23 protein-coding genes are annotated in these 25,126 nt (G+C 70.9%); 9 read left to right on the plus strand and 14 right to left on the minus strand.

Translation table 11 applies throughout. The annotated features are described in order from the left end of the window. Positions 1-4: 4 nt before the first annotated feature. The 3 genes from AB0E98_RS00265 to AB0E98_RS00275 are packed head-to-tail and all read right to left on the minus strand — an operon-like array spanning position 5 to position 2,404. On the minus strand, positions 5-937 hold the full coding sequence (locus AB0E98_RS00265; protein ID WP_361696923.1) for a glycosyltransferase: 933 nt from the start codon (positions 935-937) through the stop codon (positions 5-7). Further along, complete coding sequence (locus tag AB0E98_RS00270; protein ID WP_361696925.1) at positions 934-1,128, minus strand: hypothetical protein; 195 nt, start codon at positions 1,126-1,128, stop codon at positions 934-936. Before AB0E98_RS00270 ends, AB0E98_RS00265 begins: the two co-directional genes overlap by 4 nt. Continuing rightward, positions 1,100-2,404, minus strand: coding sequence for an NAD-dependent epimerase/dehydratase family protein (locus AB0E98_RS00275; RefSeq protein WP_361696927.1), 1,305 nt, complete (start codon positions 2,402-2,404; stop codon positions 1,100-1,102). Before AB0E98_RS00275 ends, AB0E98_RS00270 begins: the two co-directional genes overlap by 29 nt. 217 nt (positions 2,405-2,621) lie before the next feature. On the opposite strand from AB0E98_RS00275, the gene recO reads away from it, so the two are divergent. Then, positions 2,622-3,368, plus strand: a complete 747-nt coding sequence (gene recO, locus AB0E98_RS00280) for a DNA repair protein RecO (RefSeq protein ID WP_189452132.1) — start codon at positions 2,622-2,624, stop codon at positions 3,366-3,368. A gap of 31 nt (positions 3,369-3,399) precedes the next feature. Beyond that, the gene (locus AB0E98_RS00285; protein ID WP_361696929.1) at positions 3,400-4,221 is read left to right on the plus strand and encodes an isoprenyl transferase; all 822 of its coding nucleotides are present in this window, start codon (positions 3,400-3,402) and stop codon (positions 4,219-4,221) included. A 70-nt stretch (positions 4,222-4,291) separates the two neighbouring features. On the opposite strand, the gene AB0E98_RS00290 is transcribed toward AB0E98_RS00285, so the two are convergent. The 4 genes from AB0E98_RS00290 to AB0E98_RS00305 form a co-directional block, all read right to left on the minus strand. Continuing rightward, positions 4,292-4,702: a Fur family transcriptional regulator gene (locus tag AB0E98_RS00290; protein ID WP_361696931.1), complete on the minus strand. Its 411-nt coding sequence runs from the start codon at positions 4,700-4,702 to the stop codon at positions 4,292-4,294. Between the two features lie 84 nt (positions 4,703-4,786). Next, positions 4,787-5,677 (minus strand): metal ABC transporter permease, encoded by an 891-nt coding sequence (locus tag AB0E98_RS00295; RefSeq protein WP_361696933.1) that lies wholly within the window; start codon positions 5,675-5,677, stop codon positions 4,787-4,789. Next, complete coding sequence (locus tag AB0E98_RS00300; protein ID WP_361696935.1) at positions 5,677-6,444, minus strand: metal ABC transporter ATP-binding protein; 768 nt, start codon at positions 6,442-6,444, stop codon at positions 5,677-5,679. Before AB0E98_RS00300 ends, AB0E98_RS00295 begins: the two co-directional genes overlap by 1 nt. Before the next feature lie 32 nt (positions 6,445-6,476). Beyond that, entirely contained in the window at positions 6,477-7,490 is a 1,014-nt protein-coding gene (locus tag AB0E98_RS00305; RefSeq protein ID WP_361696937.1) for a metal ABC transporter substrate-binding protein, read from the minus strand. Between the two features lie 164 nt (positions 7,491-7,654). Between AB0E98_RS00305 and AB0E98_RS00310 the strand changes: the two genes are divergently transcribed. Next, positions 7,655-9,037, plus strand: coding sequence for a glycine--tRNA ligase (locus AB0E98_RS00310; protein ID WP_311613102.1), 1,383 nt, complete (start codon positions 7,655-7,657; stop codon positions 9,035-9,037). 81 nt (positions 9,038-9,118) lie between these two features. Here AB0E98_RS00310 and AB0E98_RS00315 read toward each other — a convergent pair whose 3' ends face one another. Beyond that, complete coding sequence (locus AB0E98_RS00315) at positions 9,119-9,727, minus strand: Uma2 family endonuclease (RefSeq protein WP_361696940.1); 609 nt, start codon at positions 9,725-9,727, stop codon at positions 9,119-9,121. Positions 9,728-9,949: 222 nt separating this feature from the next. Here AB0E98_RS00315 and AB0E98_RS00320 point away from each other — a divergent pair, with 222 nt between their 5' ends. Together AB0E98_RS00320 and AB0E98_RS00325 are read left to right on the plus strand one after the other, a co-directional pair. Further along, the gene (locus AB0E98_RS00320) at positions 9,950-11,185 is read left to right on the plus strand and encodes a sensor histidine kinase (RefSeq protein WP_361696942.1); all 1,236 of its coding nucleotides are present in this window, start codon (positions 9,950-9,952) and stop codon (positions 11,183-11,185) included. Next, positions 11,173-11,817, plus strand: a complete 645-nt coding sequence (locus AB0E98_RS00325) for a response regulator transcription factor (protein WP_361696944.1) — start codon at positions 11,173-11,175, stop codon at positions 11,815-11,817. Before AB0E98_RS00320 ends, AB0E98_RS00325 begins: the two co-directional genes overlap by 13 nt. An 11-nt stretch (positions 11,818-11,828) precedes the next feature. Here the strand turns inward: AB0E98_RS00325 and AB0E98_RS00330 are convergent, their stop codons facing one another. The 3 genes from AB0E98_RS00330 to AB0E98_RS00340 all read right to left on the minus strand — a co-directional run bounded on the left by AB0E98_RS00330 (position 11,829) and on the right by AB0E98_RS00340 (position 15,172). Then, positions 11,829-12,410 (minus strand): TetR family transcriptional regulator, encoded by a 582-nt coding sequence (locus tag AB0E98_RS00330; RefSeq protein WP_361696946.1) that lies wholly within the window; start codon positions 12,408-12,410, stop codon positions 11,829-11,831. Positions 12,411-12,574: 164 nt separating this feature from the next. After that, positions 12,575-13,579, minus strand: a complete 1,005-nt coding sequence (locus AB0E98_RS00335) for an aldo/keto reductase (protein ID WP_361696948.1) — start codon at positions 13,577-13,579, stop codon at positions 12,575-12,577. Positions 13,580-13,708: 129 nt separating this feature from the next. Beyond that, entirely contained in the window at positions 13,709-15,172 is a 1,464-nt protein-coding gene (locus AB0E98_RS00340; RefSeq protein ID WP_361696949.1) for an MFS transporter, read from the minus strand. Between the two features lie 101 nt (positions 15,173-15,273). Here AB0E98_RS00340 and AB0E98_RS00345 point away from each other — a divergent pair, with 101 nt between their 5' ends. The 4 genes from AB0E98_RS00345 (at position 15,274) to AB0E98_RS00360 (ending at position 22,107) form a co-directional block, all read left to right on the plus strand. Beyond that, positions 15,274-16,176 carry a helix-turn-helix transcriptional regulator gene (locus AB0E98_RS00345; RefSeq protein ID WP_361696951.1) on the plus strand — a complete coding sequence of 301 codons (903 nt, stop codon included), beginning with the start codon at positions 15,274-15,276 and terminating at the stop codon, positions 16,174-16,176. 53 nt (positions 16,177-16,229) lie between these two features. After that, positions 16,230-17,369 carry a tRNA dihydrouridine synthase DusB gene (gene dusB / locus AB0E98_RS00350; protein WP_361696953.1) on the plus strand — a complete coding sequence of 380 codons (1,140 nt, stop codon included), beginning with the start codon at positions 16,230-16,232 and terminating at the stop codon, positions 17,367-17,369. A 394-nt stretch (positions 17,370-17,763) separates the two neighbouring features. Beyond that, positions 17,764-20,484, plus strand: coding sequence for a pyruvate, phosphate dikinase (gene ppdK / locus AB0E98_RS00355; protein ID WP_361696955.1), 2,721 nt, complete (start codon positions 17,764-17,766; stop codon positions 20,482-20,484). Between the two features lie 561 nt (positions 20,485-21,045). After that, a complete protein-coding gene (locus AB0E98_RS00360) occupies positions 21,046-22,107 on the plus strand; it encodes a helix-turn-helix domain-containing protein (protein ID WP_361696957.1) in 1,062 nt (353 codons plus the stop codon). On the opposite strand, the gene AB0E98_RS00365 is transcribed toward AB0E98_RS00360, so the two are convergent. The 3 genes from AB0E98_RS00365 to AB0E98_RS00375 are packed head-to-tail and all read right to left on the minus strand — an operon-like array spanning position 22,065 to position 25,076. Continuing rightward, the gene (locus AB0E98_RS00365; RefSeq protein WP_361696959.1) at positions 22,065-22,901 is read right to left on the minus strand and encodes a carbohydrate ABC transporter permease; all 837 of its coding nucleotides are present in this window, start codon (positions 22,899-22,901) and stop codon (positions 22,065-22,067) included. The two genes, AB0E98_RS00360 and AB0E98_RS00365, sit on opposite strands and share 43 nt — an antisense overlap. Positions 22,902-22,903: 2 nt before the next feature. After that, positions 22,904-23,809 (minus strand): sugar ABC transporter permease, encoded by a 906-nt coding sequence (locus tag AB0E98_RS00370; RefSeq protein WP_361696961.1) that lies wholly within the window; start codon positions 23,807-23,809, stop codon positions 22,904-22,906. 1 nt (position 23,810) lies between these two features. Continuing rightward, on the minus strand, positions 23,811-25,076 hold the full coding sequence (locus AB0E98_RS00375; RefSeq protein ID WP_361696963.1) for a sugar ABC transporter substrate-binding protein: 1,266 nt from the start codon (positions 25,074-25,076) through the stop codon (positions 23,811-23,813). Positions 25,077-25,126 lie beyond the last annotated feature (50 nt).

The following is a 25,126-nucleotide window of genomic DNA, read 5'->3' on the forward strand; positions in this document are numbered from 1 at the left end:
GCGCCTACGTTTCGGGGACCGGCCTGCCGATCTGATCGCGCAGGTCGAAGCGGCGGACGAACCACGCGAAGCCGTGCGGAAGCGTCGCCGCCAGCTCCTCGCGGCGGCGCCAGGCGCCCCGCTCCTCCAGCATGACCAGCGCCTCGCGGATGTGCTCCGGGAACTCCAGGGCGTGCAGCCGCACCATCTCCAGGATCATCGACTCCGGCAGATGGGCCGTACCGAAGCGCAGACAGTTGTGGACCATCGCGGTGCGCGCCGCGCCGACGAAGGAGGCCACCTCCTCCCTGGGCTTGAACCGGTGGGTGATCTCGATGTCGGTGGTGTGCGCGATCTCGGCGCCGGCCCGCCACGCCCGGACGCTGAACTCGGGCTCGAACCCGCCGTAGTGCACCATCCCCTCGTCATAGCCGCCGAGGCGGTCGAAGAGCGCGCGTTCGACGACCGTGCCGGCCGAGGAGGCCACATGGACGTGGTGCGCCGGGCCGGGCGGGGCCGTGTTCCAGCGCGTGCCCATGTACGGGACGACGAGGCGGCAGCCGTGGCCGCGCCAGGCCGAGGTGCTGTCCAGGATGGTGACGGACAGGATCCGCCCCGGGGCGAGCAGCCGGGCGGCCGCGCGGTCCCAGCCGTCGGAGAAGCGGGTGTGGGCGTCCGTCACGAACAGCACCCGGCCCCGGGCGTGCCGGGCGGCCAGATTGCGGGCGGCGCCCACGCCGAGGTGCCGGGCGGAGCGGATGACCGTCGTACGGCGCCGGGCCGCGGCGTCGCCGACCCAGGGCCGTTTTTCGGGCGCCGAGCAGTCGTCCACGACGACGAACTCGACGCCGTCCCGCCCGGCGGCGGCGTCCAGGGCCGAGGCGATGGTCGCCCCGACCCTGTCGCCCTCGTCCCGCGCGGGCAGGACCACACTGATCCCGGGCGGGGCGGCTGTCACAGGCCGGGGCCCGCGGTGATGGTGATGGTGTGGAGGGTGATCGTCGAGAGGCCGTACCCGTCCGGTGAACGGGGGGCCAGCCGGTCGGCCAGGGCCAGCCGGTCGTGCTCCTCGGGGGAAAGGCCGAAGCGCTCGGCCAGGGCGGGGGTGTCCTCGCGCAGCTCACTCAGGGCGGTGGGGTCCTCGGCCACCGCCGTCATGATCTGCCGCAGTTTCCGGCTCATTCCGGGTTCCTTCCTCTACTGGATCCTTTACCGGATCCGCTGCTGGGTTCTCTGCTGGGCCCTCTGCTGGATTCGGGACGGAAGAGGTACGGGGCCCACGCCAGCGGACGGTCGGCGGGAGCCGGTCGGCGTGGGCCCGTACGCGGCCGGCGTGCGGCAGCAGATCGCCGATCATCTGCCGCAGCTCGGTGCCGATGGGCGCCGAGGGCCTGAAGCCCAGCTCCCGCAGCTTCTCGCTGTCGGGGTTGTAGTGGTGCGCCTCCGCCTCGTCGCGCGGATTGTCGACGGTGGCGATACGGGCGTCGATGCCCAGCGCCCGCGCGGCGTCCCGGACCAGCTCGGCGAGCCGGCCGACGGTCAGCACGTCGCGGAGCTGGTTGAAGACGCGGTACTCGCCGGGGGCGGGCGGGTGTTCCAGGGCGAGGGTGAGGCACTGGAGGGAGTCGGCCAGCGACAGCAGGCCGCGGCTCTGGGTGCCGTTTCCGTAGGGGGTGATGGGGCGGCCGATCACCGCCTGACAGCAGAAACGATTGACCGCGGTGCCGAACGCCTCGTCGAAGTCCAGGCGGCTGTTGAGCCGGGGGTCGGCGGGCGGGCACCAGCTCCCGTAGACGACCCCCTGCATGACATCGGTCGCCGCGAGCCCCCACAGCCGGCAGGCGAAGCCGACGTTCTGCGAGTCGAAGACCTTGCTCCAGTGGTACCAGGAGCCCGCCTGCCGGGGGAACGGCAGCCGGTCGCGCCGGCCGCGGAACTCCACGTCGAAGAAGCCCTCGGGGATGTCCAGATCGGGCGTGCCGTACTCGCCCATGGTGCCGAGCTTGACCAGATGGGCGCCGGGGCAGTGCTCGCGCATCGCGAACAGCAGGCTGAGGGTGCCGGAGACGTTGTTGCTCTGGACGAATTCGGCGTGCCGGAAGTCGATCATCGAGTACGGCGCGGACGGGCACTCGGCGAGGTGCACCACGGCGTCCGGCGCGAAGCCCGCCAGCGCCCGGCCCAGCGCGGGGTGGTCCCGCAGGTCCAGGGGCGAGAACGGCAGGGGCCCGCCGGTCAGCTCACGGAACGCGGCGAGCCGCTCGTGCACCGGGGCGATCGGCACGGCGCTGACCGAGCCCCGCTCGGCGACCCAGGCCCGGCGCAGCAGCGCGTCGGCACCGGCGACGGTGTGCCCCCGGGAGGCCAGGTGCTGGGCCAGCGGCCAGCCGAGATATCCGTCGATCCCCGCGATGAACACCCGCACGCGCCGGCACCCCCCTCTTCCCTCCCGGAGGCGGGCCACGATGTCGTCACTCCGATGTCGTTTCGATGTCGTGGCTTCTGCTCCAAAGAGAGCACATGTCGGGCGGGCGCGGGAGGGATTTCACCACATCGTGTGTATTGCGGATCGGGGGACGGTGGCCCATGGGGCCCCGGTGGCGATGGCGCCCGGCACGTCACCCGTACGGGAGAATGGCTCCATGAGTCTGTTCCGCGACGACGGCATAGTGCTGCGCACCCAGAAGCTGGGCGAGGCGGACCGGATCATCACCCTCCTCACGCGCGGCCACGGCCGGGTGCGGGCCGTCGCCCGGGGAGTGCGCCGCACCAAGTCGAAGTTCGGGGCGCGGCTGGAGCCGTTCTCCCACGTCGACGTGCAGTTCTTCGCACGCGGCAGCGAGCTCGTGGGACGCGGGCTGCCGCTGTGCACCCAGAGCGAGACCATCGCTCCGTACGGTGGCGCGATCGTCACCGACTACGCCCGCTACACCGCCGGCACCGCCATGCTGGAGACCGCCGAGCGCTTCACCGACCACGAGGGCGAGCCCGCCGTGCAGCAGTACCTGCTGCTCGTGGGCGCGCTGCGCACCCTCGCCTCCGGGGCCCACGCCCCCCATCTGGTGCTCGACGCGTTCCTGCTGCGCTCCCTCGCCGTCAACGGCTACGCGCCCAGCTTCGGCGCCTGCGCGAAGTGCGGCATGCCCGGGCCGAACCGGTTCTTCTCCGCGGCCGCGGGCGGTGTGGTCTGCGGGGAGTGTCGGGTGCCCGGATGCGTCGTACCCTCCTCGGAGTCGATCGAGCTCCTGGGCGCGCTGCTGACGGGGGACTGGGCGACGGCGGACGCGTGCGAGGCGCGCCACGTCCGGGAGGGCAGCGGGCTGGTGGCGGCCTATCTGCAATGGCATCTGGAGCGGGGGCTTCGCTCGCTCAGGTATGTCGAGAACTAAGCGAAACAGGGATCAAGGAGTAGTGGCACCCATGGTTGTACGCGGGATTCTTGGCCGGGCGCGACGCGAGTACCGCATCCCCGACCCGCACCCTTCGGGCGCCCGCCCCCCGAAGATCCCCGGCGAGCTCGTCCCCGAGCACGTGGCGATCGTCATGGACGGCAACGGCCGCTGGGCCAAGGACCGCGGCCTGCCGCGCACCGAGGGCCACAAGGTCGGCGCCGAGCGCGTGCTCGACGTCCTCCAGGGCGCGATCGAGATGGGCGTGGGCAGCATCTCCCTCTACGCCTTCTCGACCGAGAACTGGAAGCGCTCCCCGGACGAGGTCCGCTTCCTGATGAACTTCAACCGCGACTTCATCCGCAAGACCCGCGACCAGCTCGACGCACTCGGCATCCGGGTCCGCTGGGTGGGCCGCATGCCCCGGCTCTGGCGCTCGGTGGCCAAGGAGCTCCAGATCGCCCAGGAGCAGACGAAGAACAACGACAAGCTCACGCTGTACTTCTGCATGAACTACGGCGGCCGTGCCGAGATCGCCGACGCGGCGCAGGCGCTGGCGGAGGACGTGAAGGCGGGCCGCCTGGACCCGTCGAAGGTCAATGAGAAGACCCTGGCCAAGTACCTCTACTACCCGGACATGCCGGACGTCGACCTCTTCCTGCGCCCCTCCGGCGAGCAGCGCACCTCCAACTACCTGATCTGGCAGAGCGCGTACGCCGAGATGGTCTTCCAGGACGTCCTGTGGCCCGACTTCGACCGCCGCGACCTGTGGCGCGCCTGCCTGGAGTACGCCCAGCGCGACCGCCGCTTCGGCGGGGCGATCCCGAACGAGCAGATGCAGACGCAGGAGTAGTGACAAAGCCTGTGGGGCGCTCCCGGAATCTTCCGGGAGCGCCCCACAGGCTTTTCACGATGGCCGGCGGTCAGCCCTTCGCCGCGCAGTCCCCGCAGGTGCCGAAGATCTCTATGGTGTGGGCGACGTCCACGAAGCCGTGTTCCTCGGCGATGGCGTCGGCCCACTTCTCGACGGCCGGGCCCTCGACCTCGACCGCCTTGCCGCAGGCGCGGCAGACGAGGTGGTGGTGGTGTCCGCTGGAGCAGCGGCGGTAGACGGCCTCGCCCTCGCTGGTGCGCAGGACGTCGACCTCGCCGGCGTCGGCGAGGGACTGGAGGGTGCGGTAGACCGTGGTCAGGCCGACGGAGGCGCCGCGGTGCCTGAGCATGTCGTGGAGCTCCTGCGCGCTGCGGAACTCGTCCACCTCGTCGAGCGCTGCCGCGACGGCGGCCCGCTGTTTGGTGGCTCGGCCGCGTACCGGGGGACCGGCGGTCACCACAGTTGCCTCCTCAAGCTCGCCTGAACACTCGTGGCAACATTCCCACCGTGGGTGTTGCCACGACAATTGTGCCAGGCCCTTGGATCAGACCCGGACGTCGTCGGTGGCCGGGCCCATGGTGGGCTCCTCCAGGGTGCAGCGTTCCTCGGCGGCCGCCCGGTCCGCGCGTTTCCTCGCCAGGGGGGTGGCGAGCGCGGTGAGCGCGAGGAAGACGCCGATGGCCATGAGGACGATCGTCGCGCCCGAGGGGACGTCCACGTAGTACGAGGTGACCGTGCCCGAAAGGGTGACGAGGACGCCGATGGCCACGGCCATGGCGAAGGTCGTCGCGAAGCTGCGGGCGAGCTGCTGGGAGGCGGCCACGGGGATCACCATCAGGGCGCTGACCAGCAGCAGGCCGACGACGCGCATGGCGACGGTGACGGTCAGCGCGGCGGTGATCGCGATCAGCAGGTTCAGCAGGCGCACCGGCAGGCCGGTGACGCGCGCGAACTCCTCGTCCTGGCAGATCGCGAAGAGCTGCCGGCGCAGCCCGACCGTCGTGACGATCACGAACGCGGCCAGCAGGCAGATCGCCATGATGTCCTGCTGCGAGACGGTGGTGATCGAGCCGAAGAGGTAGGTGGTGAGGTTGGCGTTGGAGCCGCCGGGGGCGAGGCTCATCAGCATCACGCCGCCCGCCATGCCGCCGTAGAAGAGCAGGGCGAGGGCGATGTCGCCGCGTGCCTTGCCGTAGGAGCGGATCAGCTCCATGACCACCGCGCCGATCACGCAGACGATCGTGGCCACCCACACCGGGCTGGCGTTGAGCAGGAAGCCCAGGCCCACACCGGTGAGGGCGACATGGCCGATGCCGTCGCCCATCAGCGCCTGGCGGCGCTGGACGAGGTAGATGCCGATCGCGGGCGCGGTGACGCCCACCAGCAGCGCGGCGAGCAGCGCCCGCTGCATAAAGGCGAGTTCGAGAATGTCCATCAGCTCAGCAGCCCCGTTCTGATCGGTTCCGCGGACGGGTCGGCGTGCGGGTGCACATGGTCGTGGCCGGGGAGGGCGTGCTGGCCCACGGCCTTGGGCGGCGGGCCGTCGTGGACGACGCAGCCGTCGCGGAGCACCACCGCGCGGTCGATGAGCGGCTCCAGCGGGCCCAGCTCGTGGAGGACGAGCAGGACGGTGGCGCCGCGGCCGACCTCCTCGCGCAGGGCGTTCGCCAGCACCTCCTGGCTGGTGAGGTCCACGCCGGCCATCGGCTCGTCCATGATCAGCAGCTCGGGTTCGCCGGCCAGCGCGCGGGCGATCAGCACCCGCTGGTGCTGGCCGCCGGAGAGGGCGTTCACGGAGTCCTTGATCCGGTCGGCCATGCCGACCAGGTCCAGGGCGCGTACGACGGCCTCGCGGTCGGCCTTGCGGGTCGGGCCCAGCTTCGTACGGGCCAGCCGGCCCGCGGAGACGACCTCGCGCACCGTCGCGGGCACCCCGCCGGCGGCGGTGGTGCGCTGGGGGACGTAGCCGACGCGGGCCCAGTCGCGGAAGCGCCGGCGCGGGGTGCCGAAGAGCTCCAGCTCACCGCCGGTCAGCGGCACCTGGCCCACGATGGCCCGGACGGCCGTGGACTTGCCGGAGCCGTTGGCGCCGAGCAGGGCGACGACCTCGCCGCGGCGCACGGTCAGGTCGACGCCGCGCAGGACGGGGCGTGAGCCCAGCGAGGCCGTGGCCCCGCTCAGGGATATGACAGGCTGCTCCATGGCTGCCTCCTCCTCGGAGGTACTCGCTGTGCTCACTTGGTGCCGAGCGCCTTCTTCAGGGCGGCGAGGTTGGACTCCATGACCTCGAAGTAGTCGTGGCCCCTGGACTTGTCCGTGATGCCTTCCAGCGGGTCGAGCACGTCGGTCTTCAGGTTCAGGTCCTTCGCCAGGGTCTTCGCCGTGGCGGGGTTGGCGAGCGTCTCGAAGAAGACCGTGCTGACGTGGTGGTCCTCGGCGAGCTTGTGGAGGTCCTTCATCCGGGCGGCGCTGGGCTCGGACTCCGGGTCCACGCCGCTGATCGCCTCCTCGGTCAGCCCGTAGCGCTCGGCGAGGTAGCCGAAGGCGGCGTGGGTGGTGATGAAGGTGTCCGAGGCGCGGTTCTTCAGGCCCTCGGCGAACTTCTTGTTCAGCGCGTCCAGCTTCGTCGCGAGCGCGGCGGCGTTCTTCTCATAGTCCGCCTTGTGGTCCGGGTCCGCCTCGCCGAGGGTCTTGGCGACGCCCTTGGCGACCTCGGCGTACTTCACCGGGTCCAGCCAGATGTGGGGGTCGGCGCCGCCGTCCTCGTGGTCGTGCCCGTCACCGGAGCCGGAGGGGTCCGAGTGGTTGTCGCCGGTGGTGTGGTGGTGGCCGTCGACCTCGCTGCCGTGCTTCTCCAGGGCGGTGAGGGAGGCCGCGTCGGCGACGTGCTTGTTTCCGGACTGCTTGATCGCCGTGTCCACGGCGGGCTGGAGGCCCTTGAGGTAGACGATCGCGCCCGCGTCGGCCAGCGAGCCGGTCTGCTTGGGAGTGAGCTCGAGATCGTGCGGTTCGACACCGGGCTTGGTCAGGCCGGTGACCTTCACATGGTCTCCGCCGATCTCCTTCGCCAGGAATTCCAGGGGGTAGAACGACGCTGTGACCTGCAACTTTCCATCCGGGGTCCGGCCGTCGGAGCTCATGGCCGAGCAAGCGGAGAGGGAGACCAGGCCGAGCGTCGCGGCGATGGCGACGGCGGGGCCGGTTATTCGGCGGCGGGAGCGAACGGGGCGGATCGGACGTACGTTCATGACACTCATTTTCAACAAAAGTGGAAACGATTGTCAACAGCAGCCCGGCTCGTCCGGTTGTGGAGGATTGGGTCAAGCCAAGGCCATAGCCGATTTGATGAGAGGGGGTGGAGCGCCGGTAACCTGAACCATTCGCTGTTCGTCGTCGCAATGAAGAGAGCACCGTGGCCGCCGACAAGATCGACACCATCGTCAGCCTGAGCAAGCGCCGTGGCTTTGTCTATCCGTGCAGTGAGATCTACGGCGGCCAGCGCGCCGCCTGGGACTACGGTCCGCTCGGCGTGGAGCTCAAGGAGAACATCAAGCGCCAGTGGTGGCGCTACATGGTCACCTCGCGCGAGGACGTCGTGGGTATCGACTCGTCGGTGATCCTGGCCTCCGAGGTCTGGGTCGCCTCCGGCCACGTCGCGACCTTCAGCGACCCGCTGACCGAGTGCACCTCCTGCCACAAGCGCTACCGTGCCGACCACCTGGAAGAGGCCTACGAGGCCAAGCACGGCAAGCTGCCCGAGAACGGCCTGGCGGACATCAACTGCCCGAACTGCGGCAACAAGGGCCAGTTCACCGAGCCCAAGCAGTTCTCCGGCCTGCTCTCCACCCACCTCGGCCCGACCCAGGACTCCGGCTCGGTCGCCTACCTGCGCCCCGAGACCGCCCAGGGCATCTTCACCAACTTCGCCCAGGTCCAGCAGACCTCCCGGAAGAAGCCCCCGTTCGGCATCGCCCAGATGGGCAAGTCCTTCCGCAACGAGATCACGCCGGGCAACTTCATCTTCCGCACTCGCGAGTTCGAGCAGATGGAGATGGAGTTCTTCGTCAAGCCGGGCGAGGACGAGCAGTGGCAGGAATACTGGATGGAGCAGCGCTGGAACTGGTACACCGGTCTCGGCCTGCGCGAGGAGAACATGCGGTGGTACGAGCACGCGAAGGAGAAGCTCTCCCACTACTCCAAGCGCACCGCTGACATCGAGTACCGCTTCCAGTTCGGTGGCAACGAGTGGGGCGAGCTCGAGGGCGTCGCCAACCGCACCGACTACGACCTCGGCGCCCACGCCAAGGCGTCCGGCCAGGACCTGTCGTTCTTCGACCAGGAGGCCGGCGAGCGCTGGACCCCCTACGTCATCGAGCCCGCCGCCGGTGTCGGCCGCACGATGCTCGCCTTCCTCCTCGACGCCTACATCGAGGACGAGGCCCCCAACGCCAAGGGCAAGCTGGAGAAGCGCACCGTGCTGCGCCTCGACCCGCGCCTGTCCCCGGTGAAGGTCGCGGTCCTGCCGCTCTCCCGCAACCCGGAGCTGTCCCCGAAGGCCAAGGGCCTCGCGGCGGACCTCCGCAAGAACTGGAACATCGAGTTCGACGACGCGGGCGCCATCGGCCGCCGCTACCGTCGCCAGGACGAGATCGGTACGCCGTTCTGCGTCACGGTCGACTTCGACACGCTCGAGGACAACGCGGTGACGGTGCGCGAGCGCGACACGATGAAGCAGGAGCGGGTGTCTCTCGACCAGATCGAGGGCTACCTGGCCAGCCGCCTGATCGGCTGCTGACGTCCGGATTCTCCGGCCGAGGCCCCGGTTCCCCGCGTGGTGCGGGGGCCGGGGCCTTCGGTCTGGGTCAGGCCCTCTGGGTCAGGCCTTCCAGTTCGAGGTGTCGAGTTCGAAGTCGAAGGGGGCAGGGATGTGGACCTTGTCGCCGAACTTGACTTCAGTGCACCGCCCATATCCGCCCTCGGAGGGGGACGAGTAGACGCTCACCGCCGAGTTGAGGATGTCAACCAGGACGTACACCGGTACCCCTGCCTTGCCGTAGATCTCGACCTTGTCCCGACGGTCGAAGTCGGCCGTCGAAGCGGACGTCAGCTCACCCACCAGGGAGAGCGACTCACCGGGCGTGTGGATGCTGTCGACGTCTTTCGTCAGCTCTTCGTCCGACACGTGGACGTCGGGGCCGTAGCTTCTGCTGTGGCCCTGGAACCTGAAGAGCAACGGACACCTATCGGCGATGTGGCCCTCGGGCACGTGTGGCCCCAACTGGCGCGTCAAGCTGACCAGAATGGACCGGTATTTGGCCTTGGACCACGGCGACACGACGATTCTCCCCCTGATGATCTCCGATCGAAAGCCATCCGGGAGGTTCTGGTCGACGATCTCCAGGACGTGGCACAGTTCCTCGAACCCGTAAGGGTCTCGGGCGGGGCTTATGGTCTGGGGCAGTGGCGTCTCAACCATGACTGCCATGATGCGCCTCCTTGCTCAAGTAAGCGTGGCACCACGCACCGTAGCCACCCCCACTGACAATCACCCCGGGTCCAGCCCTCCCCAGCCCATCCGCCCCGCGATCGCCACCCCCGCGCCCGCGCCCGCCCCCGCCAGGGCCCGCCCGGGGTGGCACTGTCTTCACCCCCGGTCCGGGCAGCACCGCCATCGACCCCTCTGACCTGCGCGCATACCGTTTGACGCATGAGAATTCCCCGCCCGCTCCAGCAGCTTCTCCGGCCCTTCGAGGGTGCGGCCCGTTCCGCCGCCTTTCTCACTGTCGGGGCGCTGATCCAGGTCGGCTCGCTCTTCACGCTCTCCGTGCCGTGGCTGAACGGGGGGCCGACGCGGGCGTTGAGCTGTGTGGCGGCGGTGCTGGGGATGCTCGCGGTGGTCGGGGCGGCCTCGCCGGTGCTGAGCGTCGCCCAGCGGAGACGGTTCCGGACGCGGCTCGGGGTGGAGATCCCCGCACCGGCGGCCGCCGGCGGCGTGCTGCGGTGGCTGCGCTCGGAGTCGGCCTGGCGGCAGGTGCGGTACCACCTGGTGATGGGGCCGCTGATCGCCGCGGGCGGGGTGTGCGTCCTGCTGCTGTGGGCGGCCTCCTTCGTGGCAGCCACCATCTACGTGTGGGTGTGGGTCGTGCCCCCGGAGTACCGGCCGACGGGCTACGCGACGCAGGGCGGCTACCTCACCGCCGTCGGCATCGCAGGGCTCTACGGATCCGCGTGGCTGTCCGGCGCGCTCGCCCGCGTCGACACCCGGGCGGCGCTCACGCGCCTCGGGCCCAGCCGGGCCGAGCAGCTGGAACGCCGGGTGGAGGAGGTCACCGAGGCCCGCGCCGGTGTCGTGGACGCCGCCGACGCCGAGCGCCGGCGCATCGAACGGGACCTCCACGACGGTGCCCAGCAGCGGCTGGTGTCCCTGGCCGTCAACCTGGGCCTGGCCAAGGTGACGATGCCCGATCTGCCCGACGATGCCCGCAAGGTCATCGACGCCGCCCACCGCGAGGCCAAGGAGGCCATCGCCGAGCTCCAGGACCTCGTGCGCGGACTGCACCCCGCCGTCCTGGAGGACCGCGGGCTGGACGCCGCGCTGTCCGGGCTCGCCGAACGGGCGCCACTGCCCGTGCGGGTGAAGGTGGACCTCGCCTCCCGGCCCGCCCAGGCGGTCGAGGCCGTCGCCTACTTCGTGGTGTCCGAGGCGCTCGCCAACGTCGTCAAGCACGCGCAGGCGTCGAGGGTGGATGTCACCGTCGAACGCTTCGGGGGCATACTGCTCGTCGTCGTCTCCGACGACGGCGTGGGCGGTGCCGACCCCTCGGGCGGTACCGGGCTGGCCGGGCTGGCCAAACGCGTCGCGTCGGTCGACGGCACGTTCTCCTTCAGCAGCCCCGTCGGGGGCCCGACCGTCGTGACCGTGGAGCTGCCGTGCGCGCTGTGATCGCCGAGGATTCCGTCCTGCTCCGAGTGGGCCTGGTGAAGGTCCTGGAGGCGGCCGGATTCGAAGTGGTCGCGGAAGCCGGCGACGCGGAGTCGGCGCTCGCCGCCGTCGAGCTGCACCGGCCGGACCTCGTCGTCCTCGACGTACGGATGCCGCCCGGCTTCACGGACGAGGGCGTACGAGCGGCACTCGTACTGCGCGAGCGGTGGCCGGACACGGCGGTGCTGCTCCTCTCCCAGTACGTCGAGGAGCGCTACGCCACCGAGCTGCTGATCGGCGACACCGCGGGATTCGGCTATCTCCTCAAGCAACGGGTCGCCGACGTCGAGGAGTTCATCGAGGCGCTGCGGCGCGTGGCCGCGGGCGGCACGGCGCTCGACCCGCAGGTGGTCTCCCAGCTGCTGACGCGACGTCACAGCGATCCGCTGGACCGGCTGACGGCGCGCGAGCGGGAGGTGCTCGCCTCCATGGCCGAGGGCCGTTCCAACGCGGGCATCGCCGAGCGGCTGGTCGTCAGCGAGAGCGCCGTGGCCAAGCACATCAACAGCATCCTGGCGAAGCTGGACCTGCCGAAGGCCGATGCCGACCATCGGCGGGTCCTCGCCGTTCTGCGGTTTCTCGGGGTGGGGTGACCCCCGCCCCCTTATGCGTGGAGGCCGCGTAGGACCAGGTCGCAGACCGCCTCGAAGGCGGGCTCGATGCCGGGCCGCGACCACTCCGCCGCGTACGCGGGGTCGTGGAAGCGGTTGCTCGCGTCCCAGACGGCGCGGGCGGCCGTCGTGGGCTCGACGGGCCTGAACTCGCCCTGGCCGACACCGCCGTCGATGATCCGGGCGAGCTGTTCGATCATCGTCGCGATGTGGCGCTCCACGGTGCTGCTGTTCTCGCCTGCGAGGACCATGTACGTGGCGAACAGCTCCGGGTCGTCGCCCGCCTTGCGGCGCTTGGCCGCGAAGAGCGCGGCCAGCCAGTCGCGCAGCCGGGTCTCGGCCGGGCCCTCCGCGTCGGCCAGCGCCGACAGCTCGGCGTGCGACTGGTCGAGCCAGCGATCGGTGACGGCCTCCCGCAGGGCGGCCTTGCTGCCGAAGTGGCGGTAGACGCTGCCGTGGCTGACCCCCAGCGCGCGGGCCACGTCGACCACGGTGGCCTTGGCGGGGCCGTAGCGGCGCAGCACGTCCTCGGTGGCTTCGAGGACGCGGTCGGAAGTCAGCGGTTCGGGGGGCATGAGGGGGCGGCTTCCCTTCGGGGGACGGTGGTACGGGCGCGCTTGGTTTGTACGACGACCGTACCCGGGTGCGGGCCGGTGGTGGTTGTGCCCACCCTCCCCCAGCTACCGCTGGGAGGTGCCCCCAGCCCTGCGGAACGCCTGCCCACAACCAGGCCAATGCCTCAGCGCTCGCTGTCCAGGTGGGTCATCTGGGAGTCGGGGTAGCGGGCGCCGGAGGCGGACCCGGCGGGGATCGCCGCTTCGATGGCCGCGAGGTCGTCCGCGTCCAGGGTGAGGTCCAGCGCGCCCAGGGCCTCCTGGAGGCGGTCGCGGCGGCGGGCGCCGACCAGGGGGACGATGTCCTCGCCGCGCGAGAGGACCCAGGCGATGGCGGTCTGCGCGACCGTCGCGCCCCGGTCCTCGGCGACCTTGCGCAGCGCGTCGGCGAGGTCGAGGTTGCGCTGGAGGTTCTCGCCCTGGAAGCGCGGGCTCATGCCGCGGAAGTCATTGGCGGCGAGCTGCCGGTCACGGCCGAAGTGGCCGCTGATCAGGCCGCGCGAGAGCACGCCGTAAGCGGTGACGCCGATGCCCAGCTCGCGGCAGGTGGGCAGGATGCGCTCCTCGATGCCGCGCGAGAGCAGCGAGTACTCGATCTGGAGGTCGGAGATCGGGGCGACGGAGGCGGCCCGGCGGATGGTGTCCGCGCCGGCCTCGGAGAGGCCGATGTGGCGGACGTGGCCGGCCTCGACCAGCTCGGCGATGGCGCCGACGGTCTCCTCGATCGGGACGTCCGGGTCGACGCGGGCGATCCGGTAGACGTCGATGTGGTCGACGCCCAGTCGCTGGAGCGAGTAGGCGGCGAAGCTCTTCACGGCGGCGGGGCGGCCGTCGTAGCCGGACCAGCCGCCGTCCGGGTCGCGCAGGGCGCCGAACTTCACGCTGGTCAGGGCCTTCTCGCGGTGCGCCGCGGGGGCCGAGCGGAGGGCCTCGCCGATGAGCATCTCGTTGTGACCCATGCCGTAGAAGTCACCGGTGTCGAGCAGGGTGACGCCCGCGTCGAGGGCGGCGTGGATGGTGGCGATCGATTCGGCGCGGTCGGCGTCGCCGTAGAGGGCGGACATGCCCATGCAGCCGAGGCCGAGGGCCGAGGCCTGGGGGCCGGTGGTGCCGAGAGTGCGGTGCAGCACGGGGACTCCTTCGGAGGGGAGGAGGAGGGGGAGGAGGTGGAGCGGGTACGCCAACCACAGTGACACATGGACTGACAGATTTCAATATCTGTCAGTCCATGCTTGCTCCGCTCCTGAGTCCTCAGGCCCTCACGCCACCGAGCGCGGCAGCCGCAGGCTCAGCCCCACCGTGACGACCACCAGCACCAGCTGCACCCCCAGCGTGATCCCCAGTCCCTCCCGCATCCCCGCGCCCGGCGCCAGCGACAGGAACAGCGAGCCCATCGTGGCCACGCCCAGCGCCATGAACGCCTGCTGGGTGGTGACCAGCACCCCGCCGCCGACCCCCGCCTGCGCCACCGGCACCTCGCTGAGCACCAGCCGCATCGTGATCGGCATCAGCAGGCCCTGGCCCAGCCCCTGGACGGCCAGCCCCGGCGCCAGCCCCAGCGCGCCCAGGCCGTCCCAGCCGAACCAGAACGTCGCGCCCACCGTGATCAGCCCCAGCCCCTGGACGAGCGCCCCCGCGGTCACCAGCCGGCGCCCGAACCGCGAGGCCAGCCGGGGACCCGCCAGCGAGCCGATCAGGAAGGTCGCGCACATCGGCACCAGCGCCGCCCCGGCCGCCATCGGGCCCAGCCGCAGCCCCTCCTGGAGCGCCACCGCGAGGACGAACATGAAGCCGCCCCAGCCGATGGAGAAGGGGACGATCACCGCCAGGCCGTCGCGCACCGAGGGCACCCGCAGCAGCGAGGGCGGCACCAGCGGGGTCCGCCCCGCGCGCTCCTCGCGCCGCTCCACGAGCACGAACGCCACCGCCGCGACCGGGAACGTCGCCAGCAGCAGCCACGACCACAGCGGCCAGCCCGTCGAGCGGCCCTCCGTCAGCGGCACCAGCAGCGACACCAGCGTCAGCGACAGCAGGAGCGTGCCCCGGCCGTCCACCCGCGTCGGGTTGTCCGAGCGGGTCTCCGGCACCGAACGGACCGCGAGCAGCAGCGTCACCGCCGCGATCGGCGCGTTGATCAGGAAGATCGACCGCCAGCCGGTGCCCAGCAGATCGACCGACACCAGCACGCCACCGAGCACCTGCCCGACCGCGCTCACCACACCGGCCGTGCCGCTGTACAGGCTCAGCGCCCGGGTGCGCTCCGCGCCCCGCGTCGTGGCCTGGATGGTCGCCAGCACCTGCGGGAGCATCAGCGCCGCCGACGCGCCCTGCGCGATCCGCGCCGCCACCAGCGTCCAGGCGTCCGGGGCCAGGCCGCACGCCACGGAGGTCACACCGAAGGCGGCCGTGCCCCACAGGAACAGCCGGCGCCGGCCCACCATGTCGCCCAGCCGTCCGCCGAGCACGAGCAGAACCGCGTAGGCGACGCCGTAGCCGCCCACCACCATCTCCAGCAGCGCCGGACCGGCGTCCAGGTCGTGGTCGATCGTCGGCAGGGCGACGTTGACGATGAAGAAGTCCAGGAACGGCAGCGCCGCCCCCAGGAGAACGGTCGCCAGCCCCAGCGGGCTCAGCGCGGGCGAGGAGGCGGGCACACGGACGGAGGCGGAGGCGGAGTCGGGAGTCGTCGGGACGGGGACGGGGGCTATGCGGGGTTCACTCACGGATACGACGATGGCGGTGCCCGGAGCCTGGTACCAGAGTGTTCTTATCCTGGTACCGGCACTACCTGGAAACTGCCTGCCTGGGCCCGCACCCTTGGGTTATGACGACGATGATGTTCGAGCGCTCCGCCGTAACCGTTCCTACGGCCGATGACGTACGCCGTCGGGAGCTGGCGGCCTTTCTGCGCTCCCGCAGGGAGCGCATCACACCCGAGCAGGTGGGGCTGCCGCGCGGTCCGCGCCGCCGTACGCCGGGCCTGCGCCGGGAGGAGGTGGCCCAGCTCGCCGCCGTGGGGGTCACCTGGTACACGTGGCTGGAGCAGGCCCGGGACATCCAGGTCTCCAGCCAGGTGCTCGACTCCCTCGCCCGGGCGCTGGTGCTCGACCGGGGCGAGCGCGGCCATCTGTTCGCCCTGGCCAACTCCGTCGACCCGCTGCCCGGCACGGACGGCGCCGGCATCACCCCGGCACTGCGCGAGGTGCTGGAGGGCCTTGAGCCGCTGCCCGCCTGTGTGCAGAACGCGCGCTACGACATCCTGGCCCACAACCGCAGCTACGGCCGTCTGATGGGCGACCTGGACGCCCTCCCGCCGGAGAACCGCAACTGCCTGTGGCTGCACTTCACCGACCCCGTCTGGCGCGCCTCCGCGCTCAACGGGGAGGAGGCCAGACGGGCCATGGCCGCCAAATTCCGTGCCGCCATGGCCGAGCACATCGCTGAGCCCGCCTGGAAATGCCTGCTCAGACGGCTGCTGGAGGCCTCGGCGGACTTCCGGGAGCTCTGGGCGCGGCACGAGATCATGCCGGTCGACGACCACCGGCCGGCGATCCTCCAGCACCCCCGGGTGGGCCTGCTGCGGCTGAACCACACCAGCCTGTGGACCGGGCCCAACCCCGGCACCCGGCTGATCACCTTCACCCCCGCCGACGAGGACACCCGTGCCGCGCTGCACCGGCTCCACACCCTGGCGCTCACCGAGGCACGGGGAGTCTGCGCCGAATGAGGGACAATGGACGGTCAGCCCGAACGTCCGCACCACTTCGAGGAAGCTCCCCCATGACGCTCCAGATCGGTCCGCACTCCGTGCAGCCGCCGGTGGTCCTGGCCCCCATGGCGGGGATCACCAACGCTCCTTTCCGCACGCTGTGCCGTGAGTTCTCGGGTGGCAAGGGGCTCTTCGTCAGCGAGATGATCACCACGCGCGCGCTCGTGGAGCGCGACGCCAAGACGATGCGGCTGATCCACTTCGACGGGACCGAGAAGCCCCGCTCGATCCAGCTCTACGGCGTCGACCCGGTGACCGTCGGCAAGGCCGTCCGCATGATCGTGGACGAGGACCTGGCCGACCACATCGACCTGAACTTCGGCTGCCCCGTCCCCAAGGTCACCCGCAAGGGCGGCGGCTCCGCCCTGCCCTACAAGCGGAACCTGCTGCGCTCGATCCTCCGCGAGGCCGTCGGCAACGCCGGCGCGCTCCCGGTGACCATGAAGATGCGCAAGGGCATCGACGACGACCACCTCACCTACCTCGACGCCGGCCGGATCGCCGTCCAGGAGGGCGTCACCGCCATCGCCCTGCACGGGCGCACCGCCGCCCAGCACTACAGCGGCACCGCCGACTGGGACGCCATCGCGCGCCTGAAGGAGGCCGTGCCGGAGGTCCCGGTGCTGGGCAACGGGGACATCTGGTCGGCCGAGGACGCCGTGCGGATGATGCGGGAGACCGGCTGCGACGGCGTCGTGGTCGGCCGCGGCTGCCTGGGCCGCCCCTGGCTCTTCGGCGACCTCGTCGAGGCCTTCGAGGCGCGCGAGGAGGGCCGGGAGCCCTCGTACGCGCGGCCCACGCTCCGCGACGTGGCGCGGGTGATGGTGCGCCACGCGACGCTGCTGGGGGAGTGGCTGGAGGACGAGGCGCGCGGGGTCATCGACTTCCGCAAGCACGTCGCCTGGTACACGAAGGGCTTCTCGGTCGGCTCGGAGCTCCGGAAGAAGCTGGCAATCGCCTCATCTCTGGAGGAACTGGACGCTCTTTTGAGCGGGCTGGACCTGGACCAGCCCTGGCCGGCCGGTGCCGACGGCCCGCGCGGACGGACCTCCGGGCGCGATCGAGTGGTGCTTCCGGACGGGTGGCTCGATGACCCGTTCGATGCCGCAACCGTGGGTACGGAAGCGGAACTGGACACTTCCGGCGGCTGACGGGCCGGTGGATACGGCGTGATTCTCGCCACCTCTGATAGGTGACACGCTCAGATGAGCGGCGAAATCAGGGGTGCACCTTTCCAAGGGGTGGCACTGCGTGCCACCCCTTTTGGCTTCAAGTCCTGATGGCACTCGGCGCCAGATGGCGGGAATCGTCGACGAAGCGTGATCGAACGATGATTTTCGGTCATCTTCCCTTCAAGGGTTAAAAGAGGTGGGGTCAAACCTCAGATGAGCGCTCGACTTTCGATCTGCTGGCGGATGGGTGGTCACGCCCCCAAGTTGGCGGAGTAGACCTCCAAATCGGCCTTCGATCTGGGTACGCTCCCCGCCGTCAGGGCAAGACCTCCCCGCTCTGCGTCCGGGAGGCCCCAGTGAGGAGTCGATTCCCGTGCCGGTATCCGAAGATCGCCAGAAGTTCGTCTACGACTTCACCGAGGGCAACAAGGACCTCAAGGACCTGCTCGGCGGGAAGGGTGCCAACCTCGCCGAGATGACCAACCTCGGTCTGCCGGTGCCGCCCGGATTCACGATCACCACTGAGGCCTGCAAGGTCTACCTGGAGGGCGGCGAGGAGCCCCCGTCCATGCGCGACGAGGTCACCGCCCACCTGGAGGCCCTTGAGGAGCGGATGGGCAAGAAGCTCGGCCAGGCCGACGACCCGCTGCTGGTGTCGGTCCGTTCGGGCGCCAAGTTCTCCATGCCCGGCATGATGGACACGGTCCTCAACATCGGCCTCTCCGACGAGTCCGTGGCCGGTCTCGCGGCCCAGGCCGGGGACGAGCGCTTCGCCTGGGACTCCTACCGCCGCCTCATCCAGATGTTCGGCAAGACCGTGCTGGGCGTCGACGGCGAGCTCTTCGAGGAGGCGCTGGAGGAGGCCAAGCGGGCCAAGGGCGTCACCACCGACGTCGACCTCGCCGCGGCGGACCTCAAGGCCCTGGTCGCGCAGTTCAAGGACATCGTCGCCAAGGAGACCGGCCGCGACTTCCCGCAGGCTCCCCGCGAGCAGATGGACCTCGCCATAAGGGCGGTCTTCGACTCCTGGAACGGCGACCGCGCCAAGCTCTACCGCCGCCAGGAGCGCATCCCCGGCGACCTGGGCACGGCCGTCAACATCTGCTCCATGGTCTTCGGCAACCTCGGCCCCGACTCCGGCACCGGCGTCGCCTTCACCCGCGACCCCGCCAGCGGCCACCAGGGCGTCTACGGCGACTACCTCCAGAACGCCCAAGGCGAGGACGTCGTCGCCGGCATCCGCAACACCATGCAGCTCGCCGAGCTCGAGCAGCTCGACAAGGCCTCGTACGACCAGCTGATGCAGATCATGGAGACGCTGGAGACGCACTACAAGGACCTGTGCGACATCGAGTTCACCATCGAGCGCGGCAAGCTGTGGATGCTTCAGACCCGCGTCGGCAAGCGCACCGCGGGCGCCGCCTTCCGCATCGCCACCCAGCTGGTGGACCAGGGCCTGATCGACGAGGCCGAGGCGCTCCAGCGCGTCACCGGCGCCCAGCTCGCGCAGCTGATGTTCCCGCGCTTCGACGAGAAGGCGAAGACCGACCTGCTGGGCCGGGGCATCGCCGCCTCGCCGGGCGCCGCCGTCGGCCGGGCCGTCTTCGACTCGTACACCGCCGTCAAGTGGTCCCGCTCCGGCGAGAAGGTCATCCTGATCCGCCGCGAGACCAACCCCGACGACCTCGACGGCATGATCGCCTCCGAGGGCATCCTGACCTCGCGCGGCGGCAAGACCTCGCACGCCGCCGTCGTCGCGCGCGGCATGGGCAAGACCTGTGTCTGCGGCGCCGAGGAGCTGGAGGTCGACACCAAGCAGCGCCGGATGACCGCCCCTGGCGGCGTGGTCGTCCAGGAGGGCGACGTCGTCTCCATCGACGGCTCCAGCGGCAAGGTCTACCTGGGCGAGGTCCCGGTCGTCCCGTCCCCGGTCGTCGAGTACTTCGAGGGCCGCATGCACGCGGGCGCCGACGACGCGGACGAGCTGGTCCAGGCCGTGCACCGGATGATGGCCTACGCCGACCGCATGCGCCGGCTGCGGGTGCGCGCCAACGCCGACAACGCCGAGGACGCCCTGCGCGCCCGTCGCTTCGGCGCCCAGGGCATCGGCCTGTGCCGCACCGAGCACATGTTCCTCGGCGAGCGGCGCGAGATGGTCGAGCGGCTGATCCTGGCGGACACCGACACCGAGCGTGAAGAGGCACTCAGTGCCCTTCTCCCGCTCCAGAAGGCCGACTTCGTGGAGCTCTTCGAGGCCATGGACGGTCTCCCCGTCACCGTCCGCCTCCTCGACCCGCCGCTGCACGAGTTCCTCCCCGACATCACCGAGCTGTCGGTGCGCGTCGCGCTGGCCGAGGCCCGCGAGGACGCCAACGAGAACGACCTGCGCCTGCTCCAGGCCGTGCACAAGCTGCACGAGCAGAACCCCATGCTGGGTCTGCGCGGCGTCCGCCTCGGCCTGGTCATCCCCGGCCTGTTCGCCATGCAGGTCCGGGCGATCGCCGAGGCCGCGGCCGAGCGCAAGAACGCCAAGGGCGACCCGCGCGCGGAGATCATGATCCCGCTGGTGGGCACCGTCCAGGAGCTGGAGATCGTCCGCGAGGAGGCCGAGCGCGTCATCGCCGAGGTCGAGGCCGCGAGCGGCACCGGGCTCAAGCTGCCGCTGGGCACGATGATCGAGCTGCCGCGCGCCGCGCTGACGGCCGATCAGATCGCCGAGGCCGCCGAGTTCTTCTCCTTCGGCACCAACGACCTCACCCAGACCGTCTGGGGCTTCTCCCGCGACGACGTCGAGGCCAGCTTCTTCACCGCCTACCTGGAGAAGGGCATCTTCGGCGTCAGCCCCTTCGAGACCATCGACAAGGACGGCGTGGGCTCCCTCGTCCGTTCCGCCGTCGAGGCCGGCCGGGCCACCCGCCCCGACCTCAAGCTGGGCGTCTGCGGTGAGCACGGCGGCGACCCCGAGTCGGTGCACTTCTTCCACGAGGTGGGCCTGGACTACGTCTCCTGCTCCCCGTTCCGGGTGCCGGTGGCGCGACTTGAGGCCGGACGCGCGGCGGCGCTGAACGGCAAGGGCGGCAGCGACAGCCGCTGAGTGCCGGCCGGCCGGAGCCGGCCCATTGAACTCCGGAGCCGTCATTGGGATGACCTCGACCCTCGGACCTTCGACGGCTCCGGTGAACTCCGGAGCCGCTATTGGGATGACCTCGACCCTCAGACCCTCAGCGGCTCCGGACCGACGGAGGGGCAGCACCCGTGCGGGGGGCTGCCCCTCCAGCACGTCTGCCCCGGGTGGTCCGGTACGTTCGCGGGCGGCCGCGCGCCGGTAACCCCGTCGTAACGGGCCGGACGGGCGCGGGACATGGCGAAGGGGCGGCGCCCGTGCGGGAGCGCCGCCCCTCTTTACTCCCCCACCGGGAGTTGTTGCCGCCCGCATCGGCTCGGGCGGCAACTCGCGTACTCAGCGGCCGCTTTTTCGCTCGCCACCCCCCACGGGAACGAGCGGGGCGGCCCTGAGTGCGTGAATAGCATTTCGCTTCTGCGATGTTCGCCGCGAGTCCTTTCAACTGTGGCCAAAAGGGCGTGGTAACAGCTCGTATCGGTGTGCATACTCAGTGAGCGGGGGGTGGTGACGGATGTCTCATGTGGGGGTTTGGTGCTGCGTGTCCATTTCACTGGACTCGATCTGGCCCGGTTGCGCCTGGCCGGCGACCCGGACGTGCTCTGGGAAACCGTATTGAGCCTGCACCGGCTGCGGGACAAACAAGGCGAGTCGATCTTCGGAGATTGGCGCTCGGAAACCCGTGCTCGGTTGAATGGTGAAACGCGGCTGCTGGCGCCGCTGGTTCCGCCCCGGGGATATTTCCCCGACTTCCTCACACCGCCCGAAGGGTTACTCGGACTCGAGTCCGGCATGGAGGCGCTGCGGGCCACCCCCGCCGACCGGGTGCACGACGAACTCGGCCGGCTCTCCACCGTCCGCACCCTGCCGGCTTGGATACGATCGCTGGCCGAGGGGGACTCCCGGGCGTTCGGGAAGCTGATCGGCGCCCTCCACGCGTACCACCAGGCCGCCATAGCCCCGTACTGGGCACACATCCAGGCCCAGATCGAGGCGGACCGCGCCGTACGCGGCCGGGCGCTGCTCGACGGTGGGGCGGACGCGCTGCTGTCCTCGCTGCCGCCGACGATGCGCTGGCAGGCGCCCGTGCTGGAGGTCGACTACCCCGTCGACCGCGATCTGTACCTGAACGGGCGCGGTCTGGTGCTGCTGCCCTCGTTCTTCTGCCGCCGCACCCCGGTGACGCTCCAGAACACCGAGCTCACGCCCGTGCTGGTCTACCCGGCCCGGACGATGTCGGAGACTGCGCCCGTCGTCCCCGAGGCCCCGCGCTCGCTGGGCAAGCTGGTCGGCCACACCCGCTCGGCGGTGCTCGGCTCCATAGGCGGCGGCTGCACGACGAGCGAACTGGCCCGCAGGGTGGGCGTGTCGGCGGCCTCGGCCAGCCAGCACGCGGGCGTCCTGCGCGAGGCCGGGCTGGTGCTGACCCTGCGGCACGGCAGCGCCGTGATGCATACCCTCACCCCGCTCGGCGCCGCGCTGCTGCGCGGCGGCCACCGCGGGCCGGGCCGCGCCCGGGCCGGTCAGTCGTCGATGCCTCAGTCGCCGCTCTCTCAGTCGTCGATCCCCGACCGTTCCACTCCCGCCACGATGTAGCGCTGGAGGAAGAGGAAGACCAGCAGCAGCGGCAGGATCGAGACCGCGGCCGCCACGAACAACTCGTGAACGGTGACGGTCTGCGCCGTGGTGAACGTCGACAGCGCCACCTGGACGGTCCATGAGCTCCGTCCCTGGCCGATGACCAGCGGCCACAGGAAGGAGTTCCAGGCGCCGATGAACACGATGGTGCCGACCGCCGCGAACACCGGCCGTGAGTTGGGCACGACGACGCGCCAGTACGTGCGCCAGTAGCCCAGCCCGTCGACCTGCGCGGCGTCCTCCAGCTCCCGGGGGAAGCCCAGGAAGTACTGGCGGAAGACGAAGCACGCGAAGGCGCTGAAGAGCGTCGGCACGATCAGCCCGCGCAGCGAGGAGACCCACCCCAGCGAGGACACCAGCACGAACGTGGGCACGAACGTGACCGCCGCCGGGACCATCAGGGTGCCCAGGATCGCGTAGAAGACGGCGTTCGCGTGCCGGTAGGGGATCCGGGCCAGTCCGTAGCCCGCGAGGGAGGCGAGCAGCAGGGTGCCGGCCGTCGTCGCCACCGCGATCAGTGCCGAGTTCAGCAGGGAGTGCGCCATCGGCACGTCAGGGTCGGTGAACAGGTCCCGCACGTTCGACCAGCGCGGATCGTGGGGGAACAGCGTCCAGCCGGGCGCGGTGATCTCCGCCTCGGAGGCCAGTCCGTTCCGCAGCAGCAGATAGAACGGCAGCAGGAACAGCGCGGCGAGCGCGATCAGCAGCGCCAGGCGCAGGGCGCGCCCCGCGCGGACGAGGGCGTCGTGCACGGCTATGCCTCCTCCGTGCGGCCCAGCCCCGCCCAGCGGGCCTGCACGATCGTGACGACGGCGATGACCAGCGCCAGGACCACCGCTCCCGCGCTGCCCAGGCCCAGGTCCTGACCCTGGCCGAGGGCGAGGTAGTAGAGGTGGACCAGGGGCGGGCGGGCGTAGGGCGGATAGCCGCGCGCGTCGGAGAGCAGGTTGTAGAACTCGTCGAACGCCTGGAAGGAGTTGATCACCAGCAGCAGGGCCACGGCCACGGACGTCGCCCGCAGCGCCGGGAAGGTGATGTGGCGGAAGGTCTGCCAGCCGGGACGGGCGCCGTCGAGCGCGGCCGCCTCGTAGAGCCGGACCGGGATCCGCTGGAGCCCGGCCAGGAACAGCACCATGTAGAAGCCGGTCTGGAGCCAGAGCCGGACGGTGACGACGACCAGCCAGTACCAGGGCGGGTCGGGGGTCGCCAGCCAGGCCACGGGGTCGGCGCCGAACCAGTCGAGGACGGTGTTGGCCAGCCCGAAGCGGACGCCGTTGAACACCGACAGCTTCCACACCAGCGCGGCCACGACGTACGAGCAGGCGGTGGGCAGGAAGAACACCGAGCGGAAGAACGCCTGGGCGACGCGCAGCCGGTTCACGGCCAGGGCCAGGCCGAGCGAGAGCGCGTAGGTGGCGGGGACGATGAACGCGGTGAAGACCACGAAGGTCACGAGCGAGGAGCGGAAGGCCGGGTCGCCCAGCACCGTCGCGTAGTTGTCCAGGCCCACGAAGTCGGTGGGGGAGACGGTGTTGTGGGCGTCGAAGAAGCTGAGCCGGACGCTCCACAGCAGCGGTACGTACGTGAAGAGCGCGAGCCCGGCCGCGAACGGGCCCACGAACACCCAGAACCAGAGCGCGCGGCTGTTCCGCTGCCGCATCTCAGGCCTTCTTCCGTACGCGCGTGAGCTCGGCCTCGGTCCTGCGGACCGCCGCCCTCAGCTGGGCGGCCGGGTCGGCGCCCTCCTGGATGATCCGGTGCAGCGCGTCCTGGTAGGCGACCTGGCTCGCGGGCGTCCACAGCAGGGGTTGCGCGTAGCCGTGGTCCTTGGTGAACCGCACCACCTCGGCCGCCGGCCCGGACGCGAGCCTGTCCGCCTTCGCGGCGAGGGAGGCGCGGGCGGGGATGTGGAAGCCATAGGAGAGTGCGAAGTCCAGCTGGTGGTCGGTGCGTTCCACCCACAGCCACTTCGCGAAGGCCTTGGCCGCGTCGCGGTGGGTGCTGCGGGTGTTCACGGCGGCCGCGTACGCCCCGACGGGCACGGCGGGTCTGCCGGCCGGGCCGTCCGGCGGGAAGGGCAGTACCCCGAAGTCGTCGCCGAGCTCCTTCTTGATCCGCGGCAGCGCCCACAGCCCGGACCACTGCATGGCGGTGAGCCCCTGGACGAAGGAGGAGGGATCGGACCAGTCGGTGGGCGCGCCCAGCAGCAGCGACTTGGCGGCGTACAGCCGGTGGAGCTTGCCGAGGGTGCGGGCGGCGGCCGGGTCGTCGAAGCCGACCCCGCCGTCCGGGGTGACGAGGGACAGCCCGGCGGCGTACAGCGGGGTGCCGGCTAGGACGCCCGCGCCGCCGTCGTTGCCGAGGAAGAGGCCCTTGGTCCTCGTCTTCCGGTCGGTGAGCCGGGCGGCGGCGTCGATCAGTTCGTCGAGGGTGCGGGGTGGGCTTACGCCGGCGGCGGCGAGGAGGCTCTTGCGGTAGTAGAGCAGTTGGGTGTCGACGACCTGGGGGACGCCCCAGATCCGGCCGTCGTGGGTGCGGGGCGCGAGGGCGGCGGGGAGGAAGTCGTCCCGGATGTTCTCGATCAGGCCGGTGACGTCGGTGACCTGGCCGCCCCGGATCTGGTCCAGGGTGGGCCCGGTGGTCTCGAAGACGTCGGGCCCGGAGTCGGTGAGCAGGGCGGCCGCCGTCTGCTGGTCGTAATTGCCGGGCCGCCACTCGACGTGGACGTCGGCGGCGGGGTAGGCGGCCGCGTACCGGCCGACGGCCTGCCGGGTGCCCACCTCGCCGTACTGGTGGTACCACTGCGTCAGCCGGACGCGTGAACCTTCGCCGCCGCGGCCGGTGTTCGAGCCGCACGCGGTTGCCGTGGCGGCGGTGAAGGCGATGCCGGCTCCACCGGCCATGAGCTGTCTGCGGCCGATCGACATGACGACTCTCTCCCTCTCTCCCTCGCGGATCGGGATCGCACGGATCAACG

Source organism: Streptomyces sp. NPDC037389 (assembly GCF_040636475.1).
Classification (GTDB): Bacteria; Actinomycetota; Actinomycetes; order Streptomycetales; family Streptomycetaceae; genus Streptomyces; species Streptomyces hesseae.

Bases quoted from the DNA above. Each gene is read 5' to 3' on its own strand.
- recO (WP_189452132.1), top strand. From the start codon at position 2,622: ATGAGTCTGTTCCGCGACGACGGCATAGTGCTGCGCACCCAGAAGCTG.
- AB0E98_RS00285 (WP_361696929.1), top strand. From the start codon at position 3,400: ATGGTTGTACGCGGGATTCTTGGCCGGGCGCGACGCGAGTACCGCATC.
- AB0E98_RS00295 (WP_361696933.1), bottom strand. From the start codon at position 5,677: ATGGACATTCTCGAACTCGCCTTTATGCAGCGGGCGCTGCTCGCCGCG.
- AB0E98_RS00300 (WP_361696935.1), bottom strand. From the start codon at position 6,444: ATGGAGCAGCCTGTCATATCCCTGAGCGGGGCCACGGCCTCGCTGGGC.
- AB0E98_RS00305 (WP_361696937.1), bottom strand. From the start codon at position 7,490: ATGAACGTACGTCCGATCCGCCCCGTTCGCTCCCGCCGCCGAATAACC.
- AB0E98_RS00315 (WP_361696940.1), bottom strand. From the start codon at position 9,727: ATGGCAGTCATGGTTGAGACGCCACTGCCCCAGACCATAAGCCCCGCC.
- AB0E98_RS00320 (WP_361696942.1), top strand. From the start codon at position 9,950: ATGAGAATTCCCCGCCCGCTCCAGCAGCTTCTCCGGCCCTTCGAGGGT.
- AB0E98_RS00330 (WP_361696946.1), bottom strand. From the start codon at position 12,410: ATGCCCCCCGAACCGCTGACTTCCGACCGCGTCCTCGAAGCCACCGAG.
- AB0E98_RS00345 (WP_361696951.1), top strand. From the start codon at position 15,274: ATGACGACGATGATGTTCGAGCGCTCCGCCGTAACCGTTCCTACGGCC.
- dusB (WP_361696953.1), top strand. From the start codon at position 16,230: ATGACGCTCCAGATCGGTCCGCACTCCGTGCAGCCGCCGGTGGTCCTG.
- AB0E98_RS00370 (WP_361696961.1), bottom strand. From the start codon at position 23,809: ATGCGGCAGCGGAACAGCCGCGCGCTCTGGTTCTGGGTGTTCGTGGGC.
- AB0E98_RS00375 (WP_361696963.1), bottom strand. From the start codon at position 25,076: ATGTCGATCGGCCGCAGACAGCTCATGGCCGGTGGAGCCGGCATCGCC.